14 protein-coding genes are annotated in these 20,978 nt (G+C 61.0%); 9 read left to right on the forward strand and 5 right to left on the reverse strand.

What is annotated here, in order from left to right; genetic code table 11:
- Positions 1 to 236 precede the first annotated feature (236 nt).
- The 4 genes from ABQJ48_RS08340 (at position 237) to ABQJ48_RS08355 (ending at position 5,848) form a co-directional block, all read left to right on the forward strand.
- Complete coding sequence (locus tag ABQJ48_RS08340; protein WP_367837238.1) at positions 237 to 1,784, forward strand: UxaA family hydrolase; 1,548 nt, start codon at positions 237 to 239, stop codon at positions 1,782 to 1,784.
- Positions 1,785 to 1,884: 100 nt separating this feature from the next.
- Positions 1,885 to 3,192, forward strand: coding sequence for an MFS transporter (locus tag ABQJ48_RS08345; protein WP_367837239.1), 1,308 nt, complete (start codon positions 1,885 to 1,887; stop codon positions 3,190 to 3,192).
- A 73-nt stretch (positions 3,193 to 3,265) separates the two neighbouring features.
- Entirely contained in the window at positions 3,266 to 4,558 is a 1,293-nt protein-coding gene (locus ABQJ48_RS08350) for an MFS transporter (RefSeq protein WP_367837240.1), read from the forward strand.
- A gap of 123 nt (positions 4,559 to 4,681) precedes the next feature.
- Positions 4,682 to 5,848 (forward strand): mandelate racemase/muconate lactonizing enzyme family protein, encoded by a 1,167-nt coding sequence (locus ABQJ48_RS08355; RefSeq protein ID WP_367837242.1) that lies wholly within the window; start codon positions 4,682 to 4,684, stop codon positions 5,846 to 5,848.
- 70 nt (positions 5,849 to 5,918) lie between these two features.
- On the opposite strand, the gene ABQJ48_RS08360 is transcribed toward ABQJ48_RS08355, so the two are convergent.
- Both ABQJ48_RS08360 and ABQJ48_RS08365 read right to left on the reverse strand, forming a co-directional pair.
- Positions 5,919 to 6,848, reverse strand: a complete 930-nt coding sequence (locus ABQJ48_RS08360) for a dihydrodipicolinate synthase family protein (RefSeq protein WP_367837244.1) — start codon at positions 6,846 to 6,848, stop codon at positions 5,919 to 5,921.
- A gap of 41 nt (positions 6,849 to 6,889) precedes the next feature.
- Positions 6,890 to 7,888 (reverse strand): 2-hydroxyacid dehydrogenase, encoded by a 999-nt coding sequence (locus ABQJ48_RS08365; RefSeq protein WP_367837245.1) that lies wholly within the window; start codon positions 7,886 to 7,888, stop codon positions 6,890 to 6,892.
- A 144-nt stretch (positions 7,889 to 8,032) separates the two neighbouring features.
- Here ABQJ48_RS08365 and ABQJ48_RS08370 point away from each other — a divergent pair, with 144 nt between their 5' ends.
- Genes ABQJ48_RS08370 through ABQJ48_RS08380 form a run of 3 tightly spaced genes read left to right on the forward strand, consistent with a single transcriptional unit; the run spans position 8,033 to position 11,406 of the window.
- Positions 8,033 to 9,772 (forward strand): IlvD/Edd family dehydratase, encoded by a 1,740-nt coding sequence (locus ABQJ48_RS08370; RefSeq protein WP_367837246.1) that lies wholly within the window; start codon positions 8,033 to 8,035, stop codon positions 9,770 to 9,772.
- A gap of 52 nt (positions 9,773 to 9,824) precedes the next feature.
- Positions 9,825 to 10,568: a GntR family transcriptional regulator gene (locus tag ABQJ48_RS08375; RefSeq protein WP_367837248.1), complete on the forward strand. Its 744-nt coding sequence runs from the start codon at positions 9,825 to 9,827 to the stop codon at positions 10,566 to 10,568.
- Between the two features lie 31 nt (positions 10,569 to 10,599).
- On the forward strand, positions 10,600 to 11,406 hold the full coding sequence (locus ABQJ48_RS08380) for an NAD-dependent epimerase/dehydratase family protein (protein WP_367837249.1): 807 nt from the start codon (positions 10,600 to 10,602) through the stop codon (positions 11,404 to 11,406).
- A gap of 51 nt (positions 11,407 to 11,457) precedes the next feature.
- Here the strand turns inward: ABQJ48_RS08380 and ABQJ48_RS08385 are convergent, their stop codons facing one another.
- From ABQJ48_RS08385 to ABQJ48_RS08395, 3 genes are all read right to left on the reverse strand, one after another.
- Entirely contained in the window at positions 11,458 to 11,673 is a 216-nt protein-coding gene (locus tag ABQJ48_RS08385) for a hypothetical protein (protein WP_367837250.1), read from the reverse strand.
- Between the two features lie 654 nt (positions 11,674 to 12,327).
- On the reverse strand, positions 12,328 to 12,696 hold the full coding sequence (locus ABQJ48_RS08390) for a response regulator transcription factor (RefSeq protein WP_367837252.1): 369 nt from the start codon (positions 12,694 to 12,696) through the stop codon (positions 12,328 to 12,330).
- A 209-nt stretch (positions 12,697 to 12,905) separates the two neighbouring features.
- Positions 12,906 to 18,503, reverse strand: a complete 5,598-nt coding sequence (locus ABQJ48_RS08395; protein WP_367837253.1) for a trifunctional serine/threonine-protein kinase/ATP-binding protein/sensor histidine kinase — start codon at positions 18,501 to 18,503, stop codon at positions 12,906 to 12,908.
- Between the two features lie 366 nt (positions 18,504 to 18,869).
- On the opposite strand from ABQJ48_RS08395, the gene ABQJ48_RS08400 reads away from it, so the two are divergent.
- A complete protein-coding gene (locus ABQJ48_RS08400) occupies positions 18,870 to 19,550 on the forward strand; it encodes a response regulator transcription factor (RefSeq protein WP_367837255.1) in 681 nt (226 codons plus the stop codon).
- Positions 19,551 to 20,295: 745 nt separating this feature from the next.
- Positions 20,296 to 20,844 carry a DUF3331 domain-containing protein gene (locus tag ABQJ48_RS08405; protein ID WP_367837257.1) on the forward strand — a complete coding sequence of 183 codons (549 nt, stop codon included), beginning with the start codon at positions 20,296 to 20,298 and terminating at the stop codon, positions 20,842 to 20,844.
- Positions 20,845 to 20,978: the final 134 nt, after the last annotated feature.

Consider the following 20,978-nt stretch of genomic DNA (forward strand, 5'->3'; position numbering starts at 1 on the left):
CAATCTCCTGTTCGGGGTGCCGGCATTTACGCGTAGGCGGCGGCACGACCGGTAGTATAAAGGGAAAATGAGTAAGCGCTTTCTCTTGAGTTCGCAACTGAAGTGCCATAAGATGCCGGAAATGTTCGAACTTCGAGCCGCGGCGCATCGATTGTAATGATGAGATGAGAAAGCGATTACGCACTTCGCTCCCTTTTTTGAACGCCCGGCGCAAATTTCCAGAAGGGCAATGCCTGATGACTGAGATGACGAGCAAGAACGTAAGCGGGCCGGTGATCCGGTTGCATCCCGCTGACAATGTGGTAATTGCGCGCATTGACGTCGCAATCGGTACGCCGGTCCCTGCGGAAGATTTTGTTTGCCGCAGCCAGGTGGCCGCAGGTTATAAGATCGCCGCGGCGCCCATCAAAAAGGGGGAGCCCGTTCGCAAGTACAACGTGGTGATCGGTTTCGCCGCGACGGATATTGCGCCAGGCACGATGGTCCATAGCCATAACGTCGAGTTCCGCGAGTTCGACCGGGACTACGCATTCGGCGCCGACTACCGGCCTGTCGAGATGGTGCCCGAAGCTGGGCGCGCCACGTTCCAGGGCATCGTGAGAGATAACGGCGAGGTTGCTACGCGCAACTACATCGGTGTACTGTCGACAGTCAATTGTTCGGCCACCGTTGCACACAGGATCGCCGAATGGTTCACCCCGGAACGGCTAGCGGACTACCCGAACGTAGACGGCGTGGTCGCATTTACGCACTCGATCGGTTGCGGCATGGAAATGAGCGGTGAACCGATGGCGCTGCTGCGCCGGACGATGGCGGGCTATGCGCGCCATCCCAATCTCGCTGCGGCGCTGATTGTCGGTCTGGGATGCGAGCGTAACCAGTTGGCCGGACTGATGGACCAGGAAGGTCTGAAGGCCGATTCGCGGCTGCACACGTTCATCATGCAGGAGAGCGGCGGCACGCGCCGGACGATCGAGGCCGGTGTGGCTGCGGTCCGGGCGCTGTTGCCCGATGCCAATCGCGTGAAGCGCACGACGGTGCCCGCAAGCCACCTGAAGATCGGTCTGCAATGCGGCGGGTCGGACGGCTTTTCGTCGATCACCGCCAATCCTTCGCTTGGCGCGGCGATGGACTTGCTGGTCCGTCACGGCGGCACGGCCATCCTCTCTGAAACACCCGAGATCTACGGCGTCGAACATACGCTTACGCGGCGTGCGGTCAGCCGCGAAGTCGGCGAAAAGCTGGTTGAGCGTATCCGCTGGTGGAAAGACGAGTATTCGGTTGGCCGAGACGTTCAGATCAACGGCCAGGTCAGCCCTGGCAACCAGGTGGGCGGACTCGCGAACATCTTCGAAAAGTCGATTGGATCGGCGATGAAAGGTGGCACCGGGCCGCTGATGCAAGTGTATCGATACGCCGAACTGGTGAAGCAGCCCGGACTCGTATTCATGGACACGCCCGGTTTCGACCCCGTCTCCGCAACGGGTCAGATTGCAGGCGGCGCAAATCTGATTGCCTTCACCACAGGGCGCGGTTCAATGTTCGGCGCCAAGCCCGTGCCATCGCTGAAGCTCGCCACCAACACGCCGATGTACACCCGTCTGAGCGAAGACATGGATCTGAACTGCGGCGGCATCCTGGATGGCACTGCGTCGATTCAGAGCACGGGCCAGAAAATCTTCGACGCCATTCTTGCAGCCGCGTCGGGCGAGCGCACAAAAAGCGAAATGCTCGGGCTGGGCGATCACGAATTCGTGCCGTGGCAGATCGGCATCATGAGCTGAGTCCGATGTGGCTCAGCGTGTCGCGAGCGGGAACGGCCATTTACACCCATAAGAAAGCCGCCGCCCTGTAGCCAGTCCAATCAAATAGCGGAGACAACCCTTGAGTACGCAGACCCCGGTAATACCCATACCTGACAGCGCGGCAAGCAACTCCATCTACACCCGAGTGACCTGGCGCTTCATGCCCTTGCTGTTCGTCTGCTACGTGGTGGCGTACCTGGATCGGGTCAACGTGGGCTTCGCGAAGCTTCAGATGCTCGGCGATCTGAACTTCAGCGAGGCGATGTACGGCTTTGGCGCCGGCATCTTTTTCATTGGGTATTTTTTCTTCGAGGTGCCGAGCAACCTGCTGCTGCACCGGCTCGGCGCGCGCCGCTGGATCGCCCGGATCATGCTCACGTGGGCCGTGCTCTCGGCCGCGACCGCGTGGGTGACGACGCCCACCATGTTTTACGTTTTGCGTTTCTTTCTGGGCGTGGCCGAAGCGGGCTTTTTCCCGGGGCTGGTGCTGTATCTCACCTACTGGTTTCCGTCGCACCGGCGCGGCAAGATGATTGCTTTCCTGATGGCGGGCAACCCGGTGGCGGGCATTGTCGGCGGCCCAATCTCCGGCTTCATCATGCAGCGCCTCGCGGGGAACGCGGGGCTGGCCGGCTGGCAGTGGCTGTTCATTCTGGAAGCTGTCCCCGCGCTGATTCTGGCAGCCGTCATTTTCTGGTTCCTCGACGACCGGGTGAAGGACGCAAAGTGGTTGCCGATCGAGGACCGCGACTTCATTGCATCGGAAATCGATGCGGAAGCACGCACCAAAAGCCACGGTTCCGTGCGCCAGGTGTTCACGTCGCTCAAAGTCTGGACCTTGTGCACGATTCTGTTCGGGATCGTGATGGGCTCTTACGCCGTTGGCTTCTGGCAGCCAACCATCATCAAAAGTTCCGGAATCACGGACGCCTTCACCATCGGCCTGCTCACCGTCGTGCCGTATCTTGCCGCCTTGATTCTGATGATTGTGGTCGGCCGCCACGCGGACCGCACGCGTGAACGCCGCTGGCACGTGGTGTTGCCGCAATGCATGGCAGCTGTGGGTTTCGTGATGTGCGCCTACGCGGGCAACAATACGTATATTGCGTTGCTTGGTCTGACGCTGGCCGCTTCGGGCGTGATTACGGCGTTACCCATGTTCTGGGCGTTGCCCACGTCTTTCCTCGGCGGCACCGGTGCGGCCGCCGGCATTGCGTTGATCAATTCGACAGGCAATCTCGCAGGGTTCGTAAGCCCTGCGCTCGTGGGATGGCTAAAGACGGTCACACATTCACTTGATTCAAGCCTGTTCCTGATTGCGGGGTCGCTGATTGTCTCCGCATGCCTGATCTTGACGCAGCTTCCCGCCAGGCTTGTCAACAAGTAGTACCTCCATGGCGCACGATAGAAGTGCCAGATCACAAAATTCGGTATCCTTAATTACATGGAATAGAGACAACATGAAAACCGGGAAGTATCGCTACATTATCGCCTTGCTGCTGTTTATCGCGGGCGCGATCAATTATATGGACCGCGCCGCACTCGGCGTCGTCGCGCCTGTCCTCAACAAGGAGCTCAATCTTTCGCCGTCGCAACTCGGCGTGGTGTTCAGCAGTTTTTTCTTCGGCTATTCCATCTTCGCATTCGTCGGCGGCCAGCTCGCTGACAAGTACGGACCGCGCAGGGTGTTTTCGTGGGCGATGGGTACGTGGTCCGTGCTGTGCGGGTTGACTGCGGCCGCGACTGGCTTCGGCACGCTGCTGGTCTTCCGGGCGCTGTTCGGCTTCGGCGAAGGTCCGATGAATTCGACGACCAACCGGACCATCACCAACTGGTTTCCCCGGCAAGAAACCGCGACCATGGTCGGCTTTACGTTTTCCGGCCAGACGGTAGGCAGCGCAATCGCTGGGCCGGTGGTGGGACTGATTGCCATTGCCTACGGCTGGCGCACGTCGTTTGTCATTATCGCGGCGTTCGGGCTCGCGTGGATCGTCGCGTGGCGCATATTCGCGACGGATAAGCCGGCGCAAAGCGCGTGGGTTGGCGAGGCCGAACGCAAGATGGTCGAAGCGAGCCGCAGCGCGGCGCATCCGGCAGAAGCCGGCGACGAAAGTACGCCGCTGCGCAGCTACCTGTTTCGTCCGAGCACGCTCGCGCTTGGCGTCGGCCTGTTTGCGGTGAACTACACGCTGTTCGTGTTCATCTCGTGGATGCCGAGCTATTTCACCAATGCGCTGCATCTCGACATGCAGCACATGAGCTTTCTGAGCGCAGTGCCTTGGGCATGCGGCGGGATCGGATACTTCGGCGGGGGCCTCGTCGCCGACGCGTATTTCAAGCGCAGCAGCAACAAACTGCTGGCGCGCAAGGTCTCGGCGATCGTGCCGCTCGCGCTGTCGGGTCTCGCCCTGGTGGGCGTCAGCATGGTCGATTCCGTGACGCCCGCGGTAGTGCTTGTCGCATTCGCCGTGCTGTTCCTGACGGCTTCGTCGCAAGCGTGCTGGGCCATCATGCACGAGCTCGTGCCGGGCAGGCATCTTGGCGGCGTAAGCGGCTTTGTTCACCTGATGAGCAACATCTCGGGCATCGTCGGTCCGACCATGATGGGTTTGGCAGTCCAGTACCTTGGCGGTTACAGCAGCGGCTTCATGCTCGGCGCGGCGGTGGATCTGATCGGCGTGCTGGCAATGCTGCTGGTCATCGGCCGGCGCCCGGCAGGCGGGTCGGTCGGGACGCACACCACCGCTGCATAGGCAGCTCGCCCTGGCACGCAAGCCGTCAGGGCGGCACAGCGGGGCCAACCCACTGCGACCGGGCGCGCGGCCGCACGATCGGTCCCGTGAGCCTCGTGATCTTTTTCCAGTCGACCTACTGCTATGAAACACGTCATCGTTGAACCTGAACAAGCCGACTATCAGGCACGTGCGGGGATCGTTTCGGTGGAGGCGCGCACCATCCGCGTGCCGCTCGACCGCCATACTGCATTCTCGACCCGTCTGGTCACCGCCCGCGACTACACCGTCGTGCGCGTCAGGACAGCCGATGACCACTACGGCATCGGCTTTTGCTATAGCGGCAACCGCGCCGGCATGCTGGTCACGTATGCAGTGCGCGAATTGTTCGCGCCGCTGTTGCGCGGGCGCTCAGCGCTCGATGTCGAAGGCTGCTGGTGCGCCATGTACGACGAGTCATTGCTGCAAGGGCGTGCCGGCTCGGTCATGCGGGCGCTGTCCATCCTCGACATCGCGTTGTGGGATCGCAATGCACGCGCTGCGGGCCTGCCGTTGAGCCGGTATCTCGGCGGCACATGTAGCGCCACGGTGCCGGCCTATGCCAGTGGCGGTTACTACCTCGAAGGCAAGACGCCCGAGCATCTCGGCGAGGAGATGGCGGGTTACGTGGCACTGGGGTTTCGCGCCGTGAAGATGAAGGTAGGGCGGCTCGATCCGCGCAGCGAGGAAGCGCGGATCCGCGCGGCACGAGAAGCGATCGGCGACGACGTGCTGCTGATGCTCGATGCCAACAACGCCTGGTCCGACGTTCCGACCGCGCTCGAATACATGCGCCGGTACGAGCCATTCAACCCGTACTGGATAGAAGAGCCCTTCGGTCCGGATGACATCGAAAGCCATGCGCAACTGAGTCGGCGCACGCCGGTGACCGTAGCGACCGGTGAGATAGAAGCGGGGCGCTGGCGGCATCAGGCGCTGCTCGACAAGCGCGCGGCCACGATCCTTCAGTCGGACGCGGCGGTATGCGGCGGGATCAGCGAATGGCGACGGATTGCTGCGTCGGCCGCGGCCGTGGGTGTGACGATGTGTCCACACTGGTTCCACGATCTGCACGTGCATCTGGTCGCGTCGACGCCCAATGCACGCTATGTCGAGTTTTTTCCTGACGATCAGGTGCTGAATTTCCGTCGGCTGGTGGATACGCAACTGTCGTTCGCAGACGGCAAGCTGGCCGTACCGACGCGTCCTGGCTTGGGATTCGACTTCGATGAAGCCGCGCTGAACGAATATGCGCTGGACGATTGGGCCTGAAGCCGAAGCAATGAATAGCCACAAAAGACCGCCGGTTGCGTAGGCAACCGGCGGATGTTTTTGCACCGCATCAGGCGGTGACTTCGACCCCCGGCATGCAGAAGCCGATTTCGCGCAGCGCGGTGGCGAGCGCATCGCACTGCGCTGGCGTCAGATCGACGAGAGGAGGACGTACGACGCCCCACTCGGGCGCGTTCGAATAGATGCCGATCGCTGCCTTGAGCGCGGGGATCATCGGGAACCTCGCGAACACCGCTCGCGTGGCATCCAGTGCTGCCTGACGGGCATCGGCGTCGGCCGATTGCCAGTGACGATACAACTGTACGATTGCCGCCGGATTGACGTTGCCGGTTGCCGTGATACAGCCGACGCCTCCCGCACGCATGGTGGCGAGCAGGAAAGTTTCACTGCCGGCGAACACATCGAAGCCATGCGGCTGGAAGCGCTCGAGCATGGCCTGGGTGTTGCTCCAGTCGCCAGAACTATCCTTCACGCCGGCGATCACGCCCGGGAAAGCAGCTAGCAGCCGCTCGATCAGCGCGAGGCTGAGCGGCACCTGCGACACGGGCGGGATGTGATACAGATAAATGCGCAATGCGTCGGAACCCACGCGCTCGATGATCTGCGCATAGCTGCGGAACAGGCCTTCGTCGGTGACGCCCTTGTAGTAGAACGGCGGGAGCATCAGCACATTGTTCACCCCTAGCGAAAGCGCATGGCGTGTCAGTTCGACCGAGTCGGTGAGTGCCGAGCAGCCGGTGCCAGGCATCAGGCGATCAAGCGGAATGTCTGCGCCAACCAATGTTTCGAGCAGCTTCATTTTCTCGCTGACTGCCAGCGAATTCGCTTCCGAGTTGGTGCCGAAAACAGCGAGTCCGACGTCCTGTTCGATGAGCCATCGGCAATGACGGACATAGCGGTCGTGATCGGGAAGGAGGTTTCTTGTGAACGGCGTGACCACGGGCGAGTAGACGCCACGGGGCCGGTTGACTGAGGTCATCGCGTGTTCCTTTTGATTGAAGTGGGAGTATTTCGCGCCATTCAGCCGGCGATCTGTTGCGCAGACGAACGGGCGTGGAGCGCTTCAGGATTGACACAGGTCGACGAGAGCTGGCCGTCGAGTGCATCGATGAGATTGCGCACCGCGCGCATGGCCATGTTCTCGCGCGTCTGTCGCGTAGCGGAACCGAGATGCGGCACCGCCACCACGTTCGGTAACTGGAGCAGCGGCGAGTCCGGCGACACCGGTTCTCGTTCGAACACATCGAGACCGGCGCCGAGAATGCGGCCTTCACGGAGATGCGCGATCAGGGCGGCTTCGTCGACGACCTGTCCGCGAGCACAGTTGATGAGAATGGCCGACGGCTTCATGGCGCCGAGCTCGGCGCTGCCGATCAGGCGCTCGGTGGCGGGCGATAACGGCACAAGCACGCAGACGAAATCCGCAGTCGCGAGCAGTTCGGGCAGCGGCCGCCATTGCGCGCCGTAACGCTCCTCTGCTTCGGGGTTGCGGGAGCGGTTGGAATAGATCACGTCCATGCCGAAGCCGAGGGCGGCGCGTTTGGCAACCGCGCTGCCAATGCGCCCAAGTCCGACGATGCCCAGCGTTTTGTGATGCACGTCGACACCGAATTGCGCCTCACCGACAGTCCGGGTCCACTGGCCGCGCCGGGTCCAGTCGGCGAGTTCCGAAATGCGCCGGGCGGTCGCGAGGATCAGACTGAACACGAGGTCGGCGGTGGTTTCGGTGACTTCTTCCGCCGTATTCGTCAGAACGATGCCGCGGCGCGAGAGTTCGGGGACATCGAACGCATCGAAGCCGGCCGAAACGGTGGACGCGACCTGAAGCAAAGGCGCTGCGTCGAGGATCTCAGGCGTTATCTTGAGATTGTTGCCGATCATTCCATGAGCCCCGCCCAAGGCACGCTTGAAGGGGGCCAGGTCGCCGGAGGAAACGTCGACCAGCTCGACGGAACAGTGCTCACGAAGTAGCCCCAGAACGGCAGGAGGCAACGATCGATAGGCCACGACATGCTTCATGAAGACCTCGGCGGAATGCTGTTGGAGAGAGTGGACAGGCGGCATCGATTGCGACGGAAAAGAATCGCTTGCAGACGGACTATAAGTATCGGTAACATTCCCGTCAAGATTATTGATAATTTCATTGACGATTTGGGAGCGGTAATGAGCGAGAAGAAAAGCGGCTTGCGGCAGGGCCTGACGAACTATGGCGACGAAGGTTTCTCGCTTTTTCTGCGCAAGGCGTTCATCAAGGGCGCGGGCTATACCGACGACGCGCTGTCGCGTCCCATCGTCGCCATCGCGAACACGGGCAGCGCCTACAACCCGTGCCACGGCAACGCCCCGCAATTGATCGAGGCGGTCAAGCGCGGCGTGATGCTGGCTGGCGGGCTGCCTGTCGAATTCCCGACGATTTCGATTGCCGAGAGCTTTTCGCATCCGACCAGCATGTATCTGCGCAACCTGATGTCGATGGACACGGAGGAGATGATCCGGGCCCAGCCTATGGATGCGGTGGTGCTGATCGGTGGCTGTGACAAAACCGTCCCGGCGCAATTGATGGGTGCGGCGGCGGCGGGCGTTCCGGCCATTCAACTGGTGACGGGTGCCATGCTCACCGGCTCGCATCGCGGCGAGCGGGTGGGGGCATGTACGGACTGCCGTCGTTTCTGGGCGAGTTTCCGCGGCGACCAGATCGACGAAGCCGAGATCGACGCGGTCAACAATCAGCTCGTCGCAACAGTCGGAACCTGTTCGGTGATGGGAACGGCCAGCACGATGGCCTGCATCGCGGAAGCCTTGGGCATCATGCTGCCGGGTGGTGCGTCTGCGCCTGCCGTGACCGCCGATCGCATCCGCATTGCGGAGCGCACCGGCGCGCAGGCCGTGGCGATGATCGGTCAGGACCTGAGTCCAGCGAAGATCCTGACGCCCAAGGCGATCGAAAACGCGTTGCGGGTGTTGCTCGCTATCGGCGGCTCGACCAACGGCATCATTCACCTCACGGCAATCGCCGGCCGGCTCGGGATTCGCATCGATCTCGAGCAGCTCGACCGGATGGCGCGTGAAACGCCGGTGCTCGTCGATCTGAAGCCGTCTGGACAGCACTACATGGAAGACCTGCATCGCGCCGGAGGGTTGACCACCGTCATGCGCGAGATAAAAGGGCTGCTGCATCTCGACGCGCTCACTGTGACCGGTCGTACGCTCGGCGAGGAGCTGGATGCCGCGCCGGCGAGCTTCGCGCAGGACGTCGTCCGGCCGTTCGAGCGCCCGATCTTCCCGCAAGGCGGTATTGCGGTGCTGCGAGGCAATCTCGCGCCGGGCGGCGCGATCATCAAGCAGTCAGCGGCAAGCGCGAGCCTGATGGAGCACGAAGGGCGCGCCGTCGTCTTTGAGGACGCCGAGGATCTGGCTCGCCGGATCGACGATCCGGAACTGGATGTGGAAGCGCACGACGTCCTCGTGCTCAAGCGGATCGGGCCGGTCGGCGCACCCGGAATGCCGGAAGCGGGCTACATTCCGATTCCGCGCAAGCTCGGCCGGCTGGGCGTGAAAGACATGGTGCGCATTTCGGATGGCCGCATGAGCGGCACGGCGTCCGGCACCGTGGTCTTGCACGTCACACCCGAAGCGGCTATCGGCGGTCCTCTCGCGATTGTACGAACTGGCGACCGGATTCGCCTGAGCGTGGCGGAGCGGTCTATCGAACTTGCCGTTAGCGACGAGGAAATTGCAGCTCGTCTCGCCGCGTTGCCGGCGCGCCCGGTCGATCCCGAAGAGCGTGGCTATCGCAAGCTTTTCCTGACGACGATCACTCAGGCCGACGAGGGCTGCGACTTCGACTTTCTGCAAGCTACGCGGATGACCACGACGGTTCCCGGCCACGGAAACAAGGGTTAACGGTCATATTTTCGTATAGGCTCGCGGCTTAGATCATTTTGCGGACCCTTTTATGCGCAACGCTGCCACGCCCAAACGCTCCGATGCACCCACTGCGAAGACCGTCGAACGCGACCGCAATATCGACGAGACGCTACGCAGCGTCTCGGACGAGCTCGAGGAACAGATCGTCCTGGGCGTTCTGCATCCGCGCGAACGGCTCGTGGAAGACGATCTGTGCGAGCGCTTCAACCTGAAACGCCACGTCGCACGTCAGGTGCTGGCGGAACTGGAGCGGCGCGGTCTGGTGGAGCGCCGCAAGAATGTGGGCGCGCTGGTCAAGTCGTTCACACCGCGCGAGGTCACTGAACTGTATGCGCTACGCGAACTGCTGGAAGCAGACGCGGCGAGGCGCATCGTTTTTCCGGTCAGTAGCGAGGCGCTCGACGCGTTAAGGGCAATTCAGGCAGAGCACGACGAAGCAGCCATCGCAGGCGACCTGCGGCGCGTGTTCCGCGCGAACATGGCCTTTCACCATGCGTTCTTCGCGTTGTCGGAAAGCCAGGTTCTAACCGAGGCGATTCGCGAGTATGAACGCCGCACGCATGCCATCCGTTCGGTATCTATCGTGTTTCCTCAGTATCTGGAGAAGGCGCGTGCCGACCACCACCAGATGATCGAGGCGCTCCGAACCGGCGACCGGGAATCGCTGATCACGTTATGCCGGGAGCACCTGGTGCCATCGCGCGATGCGTATCTTCAAGCGCAGCATCGGCGCCTGGCCGGCTACGCTGTACAGAAAGGCGAAATCGATTAACCGTATTACCTGAATCACAGAGAGGGTATCAATGACTCGAGTACTGATTACCGGCGCGGCCGGTCACATTGGACGTGTGCTCCGTGCCGGTTTCCAGGGCCACTATGCACTGCGCCTCGCCGATATTGCGCCGCAGGCACCGGCGCAGGCAGGCGAGGAAATCGTGACCGCCGACATCACGCGGCTCGAGGACCTTCTGCCGGCTATGGAGGGCGTCGACGTCGTGGTGCATCTCGCCGGCATTCCCGATGAGGACCGCTGGGAACGCATCCGCGATATGAACATCGAGGGTTGCTACAACGTGTTCGAAGCGGCGCGGCAAGCGGGCGTCAAGCGCGTGGTGTTCGCGAGTTCGAACCATGCGGTGGGTTTTCATCGTCGCGACCGGATGATCGACAACACCGTCGAGCCGCGCCCCGATAGCCGTTATGGCCTCTCGAAGGTGTTCGGCGAGGCGCTTGGCCGGTTGTACGCCGACAAGCACGGCATGTCGGTAGCATGCATCCGGATCGGCTCGTTCCGGCCGGACGACCGGCCAACCGTACCGCGCCACCTCTTCACATGGATCAGCCATCGCGACATGGTGCAGGTGGCGCGCCGCTGTATCGACTATCCGGACCTTCACTTCGCGGTCGTGTATGGCGTGTCCAATAACGCGCGCAATCGCTGGGATAACGCCAACGTGCGCTATCTCGGGTTCGCGCCGGAAGACGATGCCGAACTGCACGCGGCTGAGATCGCGGCCACGGGAAAGGCGGAAGATGCGCGTGAAGCGCTGTTTCATGGCGGCTTCGGCTGCCTTGTCGAATTCGACGGTGATCCGCTGCGGATCGATTGAGTGCGCGGCCAATGAGCTTCGGCGTGATGGCCGCGCTCGGGCCGCTCGGCGCTAGTGGTTCAGACAGAAGCACGCGCTCACAGCTTCGGCAGGCGACAGGCCGGTGTGGAAGTAGACCTGCAATCGCCGGACGATCACATCGTCAGGTTCCCATGGCTCGCGAATGAAGCCCTCTCCGACGGCTTGTTCGTACACGGCGTTTGCCCATGCGCATAGGTCGACTTCGAATGAGAAAGGCAGTGCTATCTGATTGGGCTGAATGAACATGGCAACCTCCACTACGTCGAGAACGTGCGTGGGCAACTTACGCAGATGCGGATAACGTCAACGGATAGATACGACATTTCCTCGTCTCAACGATTCGGAAGCGCCATGGTCTTAATCATCGCGACAAGCACTGTCGCCACGACGGCGAGGAAGCCGGACATGTAGATCAGCACGATGGTCAACATCGTCTGCTCCTCCTTCAGATATGCCGCGATTGCGGCGGCCATCACCGACTGACAGCGTTGCTACGATTGCGCAGCAGGTCCACGGCGCGAGCCCCGAGACGAACGTGAGCATCAATCGTCAACAAACCGGATTGATCGGCGAACTGGTGATGAAAGGACTGACCATGTCAGGCGCATCGCACTTGCACACTGGCCTTGATAACAAGGTACAGGCCCATGGCACACGAAACCATTCTACGAACGATTCGAACGCCGCTGCCTGTAGATAGGTATTTCATACTCGCGTATAACCCGCGTACTTGCCGAGGCGACGAAATGCGCCCTTCGCAATAAAGTTCTCGTTCGAAAGGCCAAATTCGGTGGCGTGAAGCCATGCGTGCCCAAATCGTCTGACGACGCGCGGGAACTGAAGCTGTGAGGGCCTGTGGGGCCCGGCAGGACGGCAGCCTTCCGACGAATTGCCAAGGCGCTACGGCTGACCTAGCGCGAGATTTAGCAGTCGCTCGATAGTGGCGGCATCGACCGGCTTCTCGAGGAAAGGAGGGGCACCTCTGGCCCGTATTTTTGCCTCAAGGGCAGCGGTGGGGAATCCCGTGGTGAAGATGATCGGAATTGCGTACCCGAGGGCCAGCAGACGGTCGTGCATTTCGATTCCGGACAAGCCCGGCATGCGTATATCGGAAATCAGGCATGACGTTTCGTCGATTAATCCTGACTCCAGAAACTCTTCCGCCGATGCAAACACTCGTGCCTGCCACCCTAGCGAACGAACCAGACTTGCGGTCCCCACCCGGGCACCCTCATCGTCGTCGACGATGGAAATGATTTGAGAAGACACAAGCGGCGGGCCTCGACACACTAGAAGCGGAGCGTGCCACACGCAAATGATGTGGCGCGCGAACCAAATCAATCGTAGCTCGGAAACCACTGCACGGAAATGATACGAATGTATAGACCGTTCGTGAGCGTAGCGTCGATACGGATGCGTCTCGATCGTGCTCTCGACCATTGCCGGTTATTGCTCTGATTTCCGCACCGGCTTGCCCTTCACGATGCGCCGCTGCCAATCCCAGGCAGGCTAAGCTGGAATCTGGCCCCCTGGCGGGCAATGTTGGTCGCCCGCACCTGTCCTCCGTGGGCTTCGATGATCGAACGGCAGATCGACAATCCCATGCCCATTCCGTCGGCCTTGGTGGTGAAGAAGGCATCGAATAGCCGATTTGCGTTTTCCGGATCGATGCCCGGCCCGGAGTCCTGTACAGCGACGACCACTTGTCCATCGTTATCCCGATGGGACTCGATAATCAGTTCACGCGGGTTGTCGCTGATGTCAGCCATGGCCTGGATTCCATTTATGACCAGGTTAATGAGCACTTGCTGAAGCTGGACGCGATCGCCGAGTAGGGGAGGCAGGTCGGAGGCAAGCTTGAGATTCAACGAAACCCGATGATTCAAGAGCTCGCGCTGAACCAGCGATACAACGTCATTGATCACTTCGTTGAGTTCGATCTGTGTCTTCCGCGGGGTAGCCTTACTGGTGAGCGTGCGGATACGCTGGACAATTTGGCTTGCGCGCCTACCTTCGCCGATCATATGCTGCACACAGGCCCGCACTTCTTCGGGCTGCGGATTGCTGTGGCCGAGCCATCGCAGGCAGGCCTCACCACTGGTCACGATCGCACCGAGCGGTTGGCCTACTTCGTGGGCGATGGATGCACTCAGTTCCCCAAGCGTTGTTACGCGAGTTGCATGAGCCAGTTCCACCTGCAACGCTTGCAACTGCTCATCTGCTTGTTCGGCCGCGGTCCGCCGAGCCGCGAGTTCCGCCTCGGCCGCCTTCTGTTCGGTCAGATCGAGCACGAACGCTACGCCGCTTTCCTCCGAGCCCTCCATTAGCGCGCCGCCGACCAGCACGGGGATGCGACTGCCGTCCTTGCGGATATATTCCTTCTCATAGGGCATGGAACTCCCGCGCTGCCGTAGTTCTTCAAGCGCCCGCGCGTCGGCTGCGCCATATTCCGCAGGCGTCATGGTGGCCCATTGGACCCGGCCGGACAGCAGATCTTCTCGCGAATAGCCGACGATCCGAAGAAACGCGTCGTTCGCGTCGGTTGCGATACCGGCCAGGTTCCAGAAGAACACTCCGATGATGTTGGACTCGACCAGCCGCCGGATGCGTGATTCGCGCACCCGTAACTCCTCCTCGGCCAGCTTGCGCTCGCTATTCTCCCGCTGCAGATCCGCATAGAGCAGTGCGTTCTCCAGCGAGATCGCAGCCTGGGAGGCCAACAGTTCCAGCACGGTCACGCGTTCGGGCGTGAAAGCATGTGTGGCAAGGTTGTTCTCGAGATACAGCAGGCCGATCAGCGTAGCGCGCCGCATGATCGGCACGCACAACACCGACTTCGGCCGCCGGCGGGCGAAGTAGTCGTCTGCCGCAAATGGATTCGATTGCATCGCATCCGTGAGCAATACTCGCTCCTGGGAGCGGCGCACGTAGTTGGCGATAGACGCGGGCAGCACCGATTCGCGTAGGGACGATTCCGGCGACGCCCGTGCGGTCAGCGCCTGGCCCAGATGCCGCCGTACCTGGATCGTCTGCTCTTCGACGCTCGCTTCGGCCGCGAGGACCAGGCTCTCGTTGCGTGCGAGCAGCAAATGACAGGTCTGCGCCCCGGCATTTTGAAGCAGGATGTGCATCAGCGTGTCGACGAGATCGTCGAGCACGATCTGGCCGGAGATAGCTTGCGACGCTTTCGTGACCGACAGCAGATCCAGTTGCGCAACGTTGCCGAACGCAGTGGCGGCCGAGAAAGCCGGATCTTCGCGCAGTTGCGGCGAGCGCGCGTCGATCTGCTTGACTTTGCCGTCGGCGCCCCAGTGCGCAAAGCAGTCACGCGCCTTGCGCATATAGGTGTCGGCAATTGTCTCGAATCCACGCGTCCGGTAGAACGCTGATGCGCGCTCATAAGCGATTGCCTCGTTCTGGACGAAGCCGTGCTCGCGGGCCGATCGAATCGCCTGTTCGTACAGTCGCATGGCGTCGGAGTCGTGCGCCCCGAGTCGGGCAATCTCAGCGGCTATCAGCGCGGTGCGGTCCGCGAAATTCTCCGGGCAATTGTTGGCCCACCTCTGAAGCTGCTCATGGTGAACGGACAATGCCTCCAGATGCCTGGCTCGTTCGTCAGCCGCTACGCAATCACAGTGCGCTGCGCGCGCTAACGCGTCATAGTAATGATATTCCGCCACCTCGAAGCAGAATGGCGTCGTCCACAGCAACGGCTCAGCATTGGATGCCGCGGCGACGGCGCCAGCATAGTGGCCTGCGTGAAAACTCGCTTGCAACTTGCGAATCCAATACCAGCAAGTGGCGAGTGCCAGCCCCGGCTCTGCTCCCAAATGCTGCTCGAACTGGCCTTCGTCGAACGCAGCATCGTCGAAGCAGCCAAAAACAGGAGTCAGGCCGCGGAGTGTTTTGATCAGCCCGAGTTGGGTAGTCATGACGTCGGCGACCAATCCGAACTGCATCTTCTGTGCGAGCGAGAAGCCGTGTTCGGCTTCTCGCTGCACATCGCCGAGCGGATCTCCGGCACCTAGAAGATTGGTGATCAGGTTGTTGCCGCAATAGCCCGAGAACGTGAGGTCGCCGGTCTCGTTGGCCGTGTCGAAGGCGAGCCGCAGTAGGGCGCGACCTGAACGTATGTGCTTCGTCCAGGGAGCGATGAAGGCGCCAAAGCCCGCGTAGACGCGGGCTTTGAAGCGATCCATCCCATGCTTCTCGACGAGTTCGACGCCAAGCTTGCCGAACCGGAACCCGGATCGGTAATCGCCGAATTGCGGGCCGAGGGTCATGCCGAGCATGACATAGGCGAATCCCGATCCATCGCTGTTTCCATGCTCGAGGCTCAGATTCGCCATGCGGCTGGCGGTCAGACCATACAGGTTCATGTCGGTGGCATGGGCTGGCGGCTGAAAGGCAGTTAGCACGTCCAGCGTGGCGCGGCACACGGGATCGGTCATCAAAGGCAAATCGAGAAGCTGCTCGATCGAGCGGTTGCCCATCCGTTGCCACAATCGCTCGTACTCCTGTTGCACCTCCTCCTTTCGCGGGTGCGCCGCCCAGGTGACGCCGACGGCACGGAGATATTCGAGGCCCACTTCAACCGCACGATCGGCCTGTCCCGCATTCATATAAAGCGATATGCGCAGACACGCGACGGCGGCCTTATCGACGAGATTCGCGGCGCGGTGCGAAAGCACCGATAGTCGTTGTTCCGCCGTCATCAGATAGCCGTTGAGGAATTCGCATTCGGCACGCTGAAAGTCGAGCGAGAAGGTGAGCGCATCGTGCCGCTTCGTACCATTCTCCGCCGCCAGTGCGTGGCCGGCAGCGAAGTAGGCCAGTGCTGATGCGTAAGCCGTCGCTGCCTTGGCACGCATGCCGGTGGTGAGATTAAGTTCGGCGACGCGCTCGCGCTCCTCCGGTGCCGTGATCAGTGTGGCGCCCCGGTTGAACTGGTTCGCCACATCGAACAGATGCCCGGCGAGTTCGTCGGCCGTCATGCTCGAGAGGAGCACACGGCCGATGCGCAGGTGTACTTCACTGCGGCGCCGTTCGGGGATCAGTGCATAAGCCGCTTGCTGGATCCGGTCATGCAGGAACTTTGCGCTGCCGTGGGTGCGTAAGATTAAATTTTGGCGCACCGCAGGCGCTAGATCTTCCTCAACCTCGGCGTGGCCACTGACCAGCGCGAGCATCCGCAGGTCGAACTTGTTGCCGAGGCAGGCAGCAAACTGCAGAGCTTCCTGTGCCGGGATCGGCAGTTGCCGTAACTTGCTCAGCATCAGATCGACGACATTGTCGGCAAAGTCTTTCGCTTTGATCTGTTCAAGGTTCCAGCACCATGCCTGCATCTGCGAGTCACGCCGCAGCAATCCCTGCTTGTGCAGCGCATCCAGGAACTGAATAAAGAAAAACGGGTTACTCTCGGTGCGCTCGCAAATGAGCTGTGTGAGCGGCTCGCAGGACGCGGGTGACGCATGCAGCGTGTCGGCCACCAACTGGTTTAGATGCGCGGCGGACAACGGCGCGAGCCGGATGTCGACCACAGGCGTGCCGCTGTGATGGATCGCACCGAGGCTTTTCATAAGCGGATGAGCCCTGCTCACTTCGTTATCGCGATAGGCCCCGATCAGCAGCAGATAACAGGTATCCGGGCGGGTGAGTAAGTGCTCGACGAGCGTCAGACTGGCTGGGTCGATCCACTGGAGATCGTCGAGGAAGAGCACTAGCGGGTGTGCCTTGCTCGTGAACACTGCCACGAATTGCCGGAAGACCAGGCGGAACCGGTTTTGAGCCTCCGTCGGCGGCAGCGCCGGTACCGGAGCTTGCGTGCCGATGATCAACTCGACTTTGGGCAGCACATCGAGAATGACCTGGCCATTGACCCCGAGCGCGGCCTGCAGTTGTTGCCGCCAGCCTGCGAGGCGTGCAGCGCTTTCGGTCAGCAGTTGCTGCACCAACTCGCCAAACGCTTGCGTCAGTGTGGCATAGGGAATGTCTCGCTGGTACTGATCGAACTTGCCTGAAATGAAGGAACCGCGTTTTGCGACAATCGGCTTGCGCAAGGCGTCGACCAGCGCCGACTTGCCGATGCCCGAGTAGCCGGAAACGGTCGCAAGCGCCGCCCGGCCGGTGGACGCCACGAGTTCGAATGCACCGAGGAGCCTATCTGATTCCCGCTCGCGCCCGTACAGTCTGTGTGGGATCTGGAAGCGATCCGAGAGATCGTCCGTGCCGAGCCGGAACGGCTCGATCCGGCCGCAGGCGCGCCATTGCGCCACACACCGGTCGAGATCGGATTGCACGCCACGCATGCTTTGATAACGATCTTCCGGTAGTTTGGCGAGCAATTTCATCACGATGTCCGACACCGGTTCCGGCACCGCCGGCGCAATGACGCACGGCGGCGGTGGCATGCGGGCGATATGGCAATGCGCCCATTCCAGCGGATCGCTTGCCTGGAACGGCAGTTGACCGGTGAGCATGCGATAGAGCAGCACACCCATCGAATAGCAATCGGTCCGGTAATCTACGGGACGATTCATACGACCGGTTTGCTCGGGGGACATATATGCCCACTCGCCCACGGATACGACAACGTCCTCTGGCGAGACGGTGTGTTCCTCGGTCGTCGCGAGACTGAAATCCACCAGCAGAACATCGCCAGTTTCGGTCGCGACCAGAATATTGGCCGGCCGCAGATCTCGATGGATGACGTGTGCGGTGTGGATGCCGGACAGTGCTTCGGCCAGGTGATGCGCGATAGTCAGGCAGCGAGGCAGGTCGGGGCGCGGGCCGCTGCACAAAACGGTCTCGAGCGATTCGCCCGAAAAGTCTTCCAGAATGGACACCAGCCGTCCGCAGTCGTCGATCAGGGTCAGCGGTTTCGTGATGCCCGCGGCGTTCAACGTTTGAAGGAGCAGATATTCGCGCTTGAAACGAGCACGATGGACTGCGTCGGCGTGTTCAGGAAGGCGCTTCAATAACGCCGGCGTCTGATCCGTCAGGCGGCGGGCATGGTAAAGGGCCCAACCCTCAGTCCTATAGACGCGGTCAATCGTCTGATAATTGGCGACAATCATTGCCCCCTCTCCGCCGGCGGCCAGGGCCGACACTTGCACGCTGCATTGCGCTATTGATTGGGCGCAGCCCGCACGACGGGTGGGCCAGCCAGAGCGATCCGGTCGCGACTCGCAACGATTTACAATCAGTTTACTCGTTGCGAACCCCTGCGGGATCATTGGCAAGTTGGTCAGCGCAAGACTTCATCCGGGGCGACAGTCAACTGCAAAGCGATCGCCGGATTCTGGGCGGGTTCGGTGAATTCGTGCCTGCTCATGAATTCTTACTGCGAGCTGTCAGTGATCCGGTGACGCGCGCAATAGTGGGGCGTAAAATAAGCGCATGCCAGCGGGGTACGACCGCATTGGGCTTCGCGAGGTGTCCAGATGACTAGTAGACCGATCCGTCAAATCACGGATGAACCCGGAGCAACTGACGGTTCCGTCGTGTATGTTGTCGACGACGATGAGGGAATCCGGCGAGCCCTTGAGTTGCTGATGCGCTCCGTCGGCTTGCGCGTCGAAACGTTCGGGTCACCGGACGAATTTCTCCGGTTCCCTCGCCCTGCGCGATCCAGCTGCCTCATCCTGGACGTGCGACTCCGCGGGAAAAGCGGCATGGCTTTTCATCAGGAAATCGTCGATAGCGGCATCCAAATTCCCGTCGTCTTCATGACCGGTCATGGAGACATCGAGATGGGGGTGAGGGCAATGAAGGCTGGCGCGCTCGATTTCTTAACGAAACCATTCAAAGACCAGGATATGCTCGACGCGGTTGCTCAGGCCCTGGCGCAAGACAGCAAGCGGCTCACGGCAGAAGCAGCACTAACTGTTCTGCGCGCTTCGTACCAGTCTCTTTCGTCGCGCGAGAAAGAGGTCATGGGCTTTGTCCTGTCCGGTCTGCTGAACAAGCAGATCGCCTCTGAGATGAACCTGAGCGAAATCACGGTCAAGGTTCACCGTGGCCAGGTGATGCGAAAAATGAATGCGCGCTCGATGCCGGACCTCGTCCGCAAGGCGGAATCGCTTGGTATCAAGCCCTGTCTGCCCGACGGCCGTAATCACTGAGGGCCGTCGTACGCGAGCGCTCCTGCCAGGCTATTCGCGCGCGGTTACAGTGCGGCGTTGACAATGCGGCGAGCCCGACGCCGTTAAACGATCGTCGTTGCAATCTCATGAGCCAGCCTCTCAAGCCGAGCGCCGATCTTCCGCAAGCGTCGGCACCCGCGAAGCCACGTTAGCTGGCAGCGGTGAGCAAAGGTCCGATTCCTGGCGCTCAGCGCTAATCCAGGCTGTGTCGGCGGTCAGTTCAAAATGGCAGCTCTGGTTGCTTTGCGTTTGCCGCTCAACAGCAGAATCGTCCTACAGGGCAAGCTCAGTTAAGTCTCTCCTTGCCGCGCTTATACGTCCGTATAAGCCGCTTACGCTAACGCGGCATCGGCATATCCAACCGTAGAGTAGACTCGCCCTCCGGCTAGACCTACGCTTGTCTCATCGCGACACGCTCGCTGTTATTGCAGCGCAAAGCTCGCGGTTCGGCAGGACGACCGCATGGCACTTGCGGACAGCCGCCCGACCGGTTCGCTTCTTAATGTCTCCAAGGAATCACCGTGTCACATGTTCTACGTAGCTGGATCCATATCGGAAGCAACGCATATAACGAGTACACGTTCGTGCCGTGGCTTGGCAGGACCGTTTATCGCCGTACAGTCGACTTCTCCATCATATGCATGCAGTAGCCCCAGGTCGGGGAGATTTTCGAGCCGTGGTTGTTCGCAACTGCTTCATTATTTCGTAAGGACGACAAACGATCATGAACGTTGAATCCACTACGAATCCTGACATCCTGTCAGAAAATGAATCGTGTGATGCACCTGCTTTCCCTGCGTTGTCCTTATCCCACCATCCATCGTCGCCGCGGCCGGACCGACTCACTGCGGCGCCCGAGGTTCGAGGGAAGTGGGCGACGACGCCGCTCGCAGGTATCGATCATTTTCTCGCTCCGGCAGACCCAAGGCGGAATGCTTCGGACCTGTCCGGCCGGCCCCGCCTGAATGGGGAGCCGCTTAATTCACGTAAGTTGGACGGTGGTGACAAGCGCACCTATACAGTGACGGTCGTGGAGGAACTACCCAATTCGCTTTTCGCGTTGCGTTGGCATGACGCGACGCTTTGCAACTACGAGGAGCAAATCTGGGCACCATGCCTCGCTTCCACGGCGGGGCGTTGCGCGCTGTCTGGCGAGCATATCCGCGCGGGCGACCGGGTCTACCGTCCCCGAATCCGCGGACGGTCTATCCCACTCAATAGCGATGCAGTGATTCTGGCCAGCGCGTTGAATAAGGCCAGCACACGCGCCTGAGACGAGCTGGAGTTGGCGTTCGTTTGTTGAGTCAAGCTCACCAGTAAAGAACCGTCGGTGCCTCACAATGCCTATGGCTATTGCGCTCCCGCGAGACCGGCGTGCGAATATTTTCCGTCAGAAACTCGATGAAC

The sequence above is a fragment of the Paraburkholderia suaedae genome, assembly GCF_040812055.1.
Taxonomy (GTDB): Bacteria; Pseudomonadota; Gammaproteobacteria; order Burkholderiales; family Burkholderiaceae; genus Paraburkholderia.

Coding starts and splice junctions, on each gene's coding strand:
- ABQJ48_RS08400 (WP_367837255.1), top strand. CDS start 18,870: ATGACTAGTAGACCGATCCGTCAAATCACGGATGAACCCGGAGCAACT.
- ABQJ48_RS08380 (WP_367837249.1), top strand. CDS start 10,600: ATGACTCGAGTACTGATTACCGGCGCGGCCGGTCACATTGGACGTGTG.
- ABQJ48_RS08385 (WP_367837250.1), bottom strand. CDS start 11,673: ATGTTCATTCAGCCCAATCAGATAGCACTGCCTTTCTCATTCGAAGTC.
- ABQJ48_RS08355 (WP_367837242.1), top strand. CDS start 4,682: ATGAAACACGTCATCGTTGAACCTGAACAAGCCGACTATCAGGCACGT.
- ABQJ48_RS08365 (WP_367837245.1), bottom strand. CDS start 7,888: ATGAAGCATGTCGTGGCCTATCGATCGTTGCCTCCTGCCGTTCTGGGG.
- ABQJ48_RS08375 (WP_367837248.1), top strand. CDS start 9,825: ATGCGCAACGCTGCCACGCCCAAACGCTCCGATGCACCCACTGCGAAG.
- ABQJ48_RS08405 (WP_367837257.1), top strand. CDS start 20,296: ATGAACGTTGAATCCACTACGAATCCTGACATCCTGTCAGAAAATGAA.
- ABQJ48_RS08350 (WP_367837240.1), top strand. CDS start 3,266: ATGAAAACCGGGAAGTATCGCTACATTATCGCCTTGCTGCTGTTTATC.
- ABQJ48_RS08370 (WP_367837246.1), top strand. CDS start 8,033: ATGAGCGAGAAGAAAAGCGGCTTGCGGCAGGGCCTGACGAACTATGGC.
- ABQJ48_RS08340 (WP_367837238.1), top strand. CDS start 237: ATGACTGAGATGACGAGCAAGAACGTAAGCGGGCCGGTGATCCGGTTG.
- ABQJ48_RS08395 (WP_367837253.1), bottom strand. CDS start 18,503: ATGATTGTCGCCAATTATCAGACGATTGACCGCGTCTATAGGACTGAG.
- ABQJ48_RS08360 (WP_367837244.1), bottom strand. CDS start 6,848: ATGACCTCAGTCAACCGGCCCCGTGGCGTCTACTCGCCCGTGGTCACG.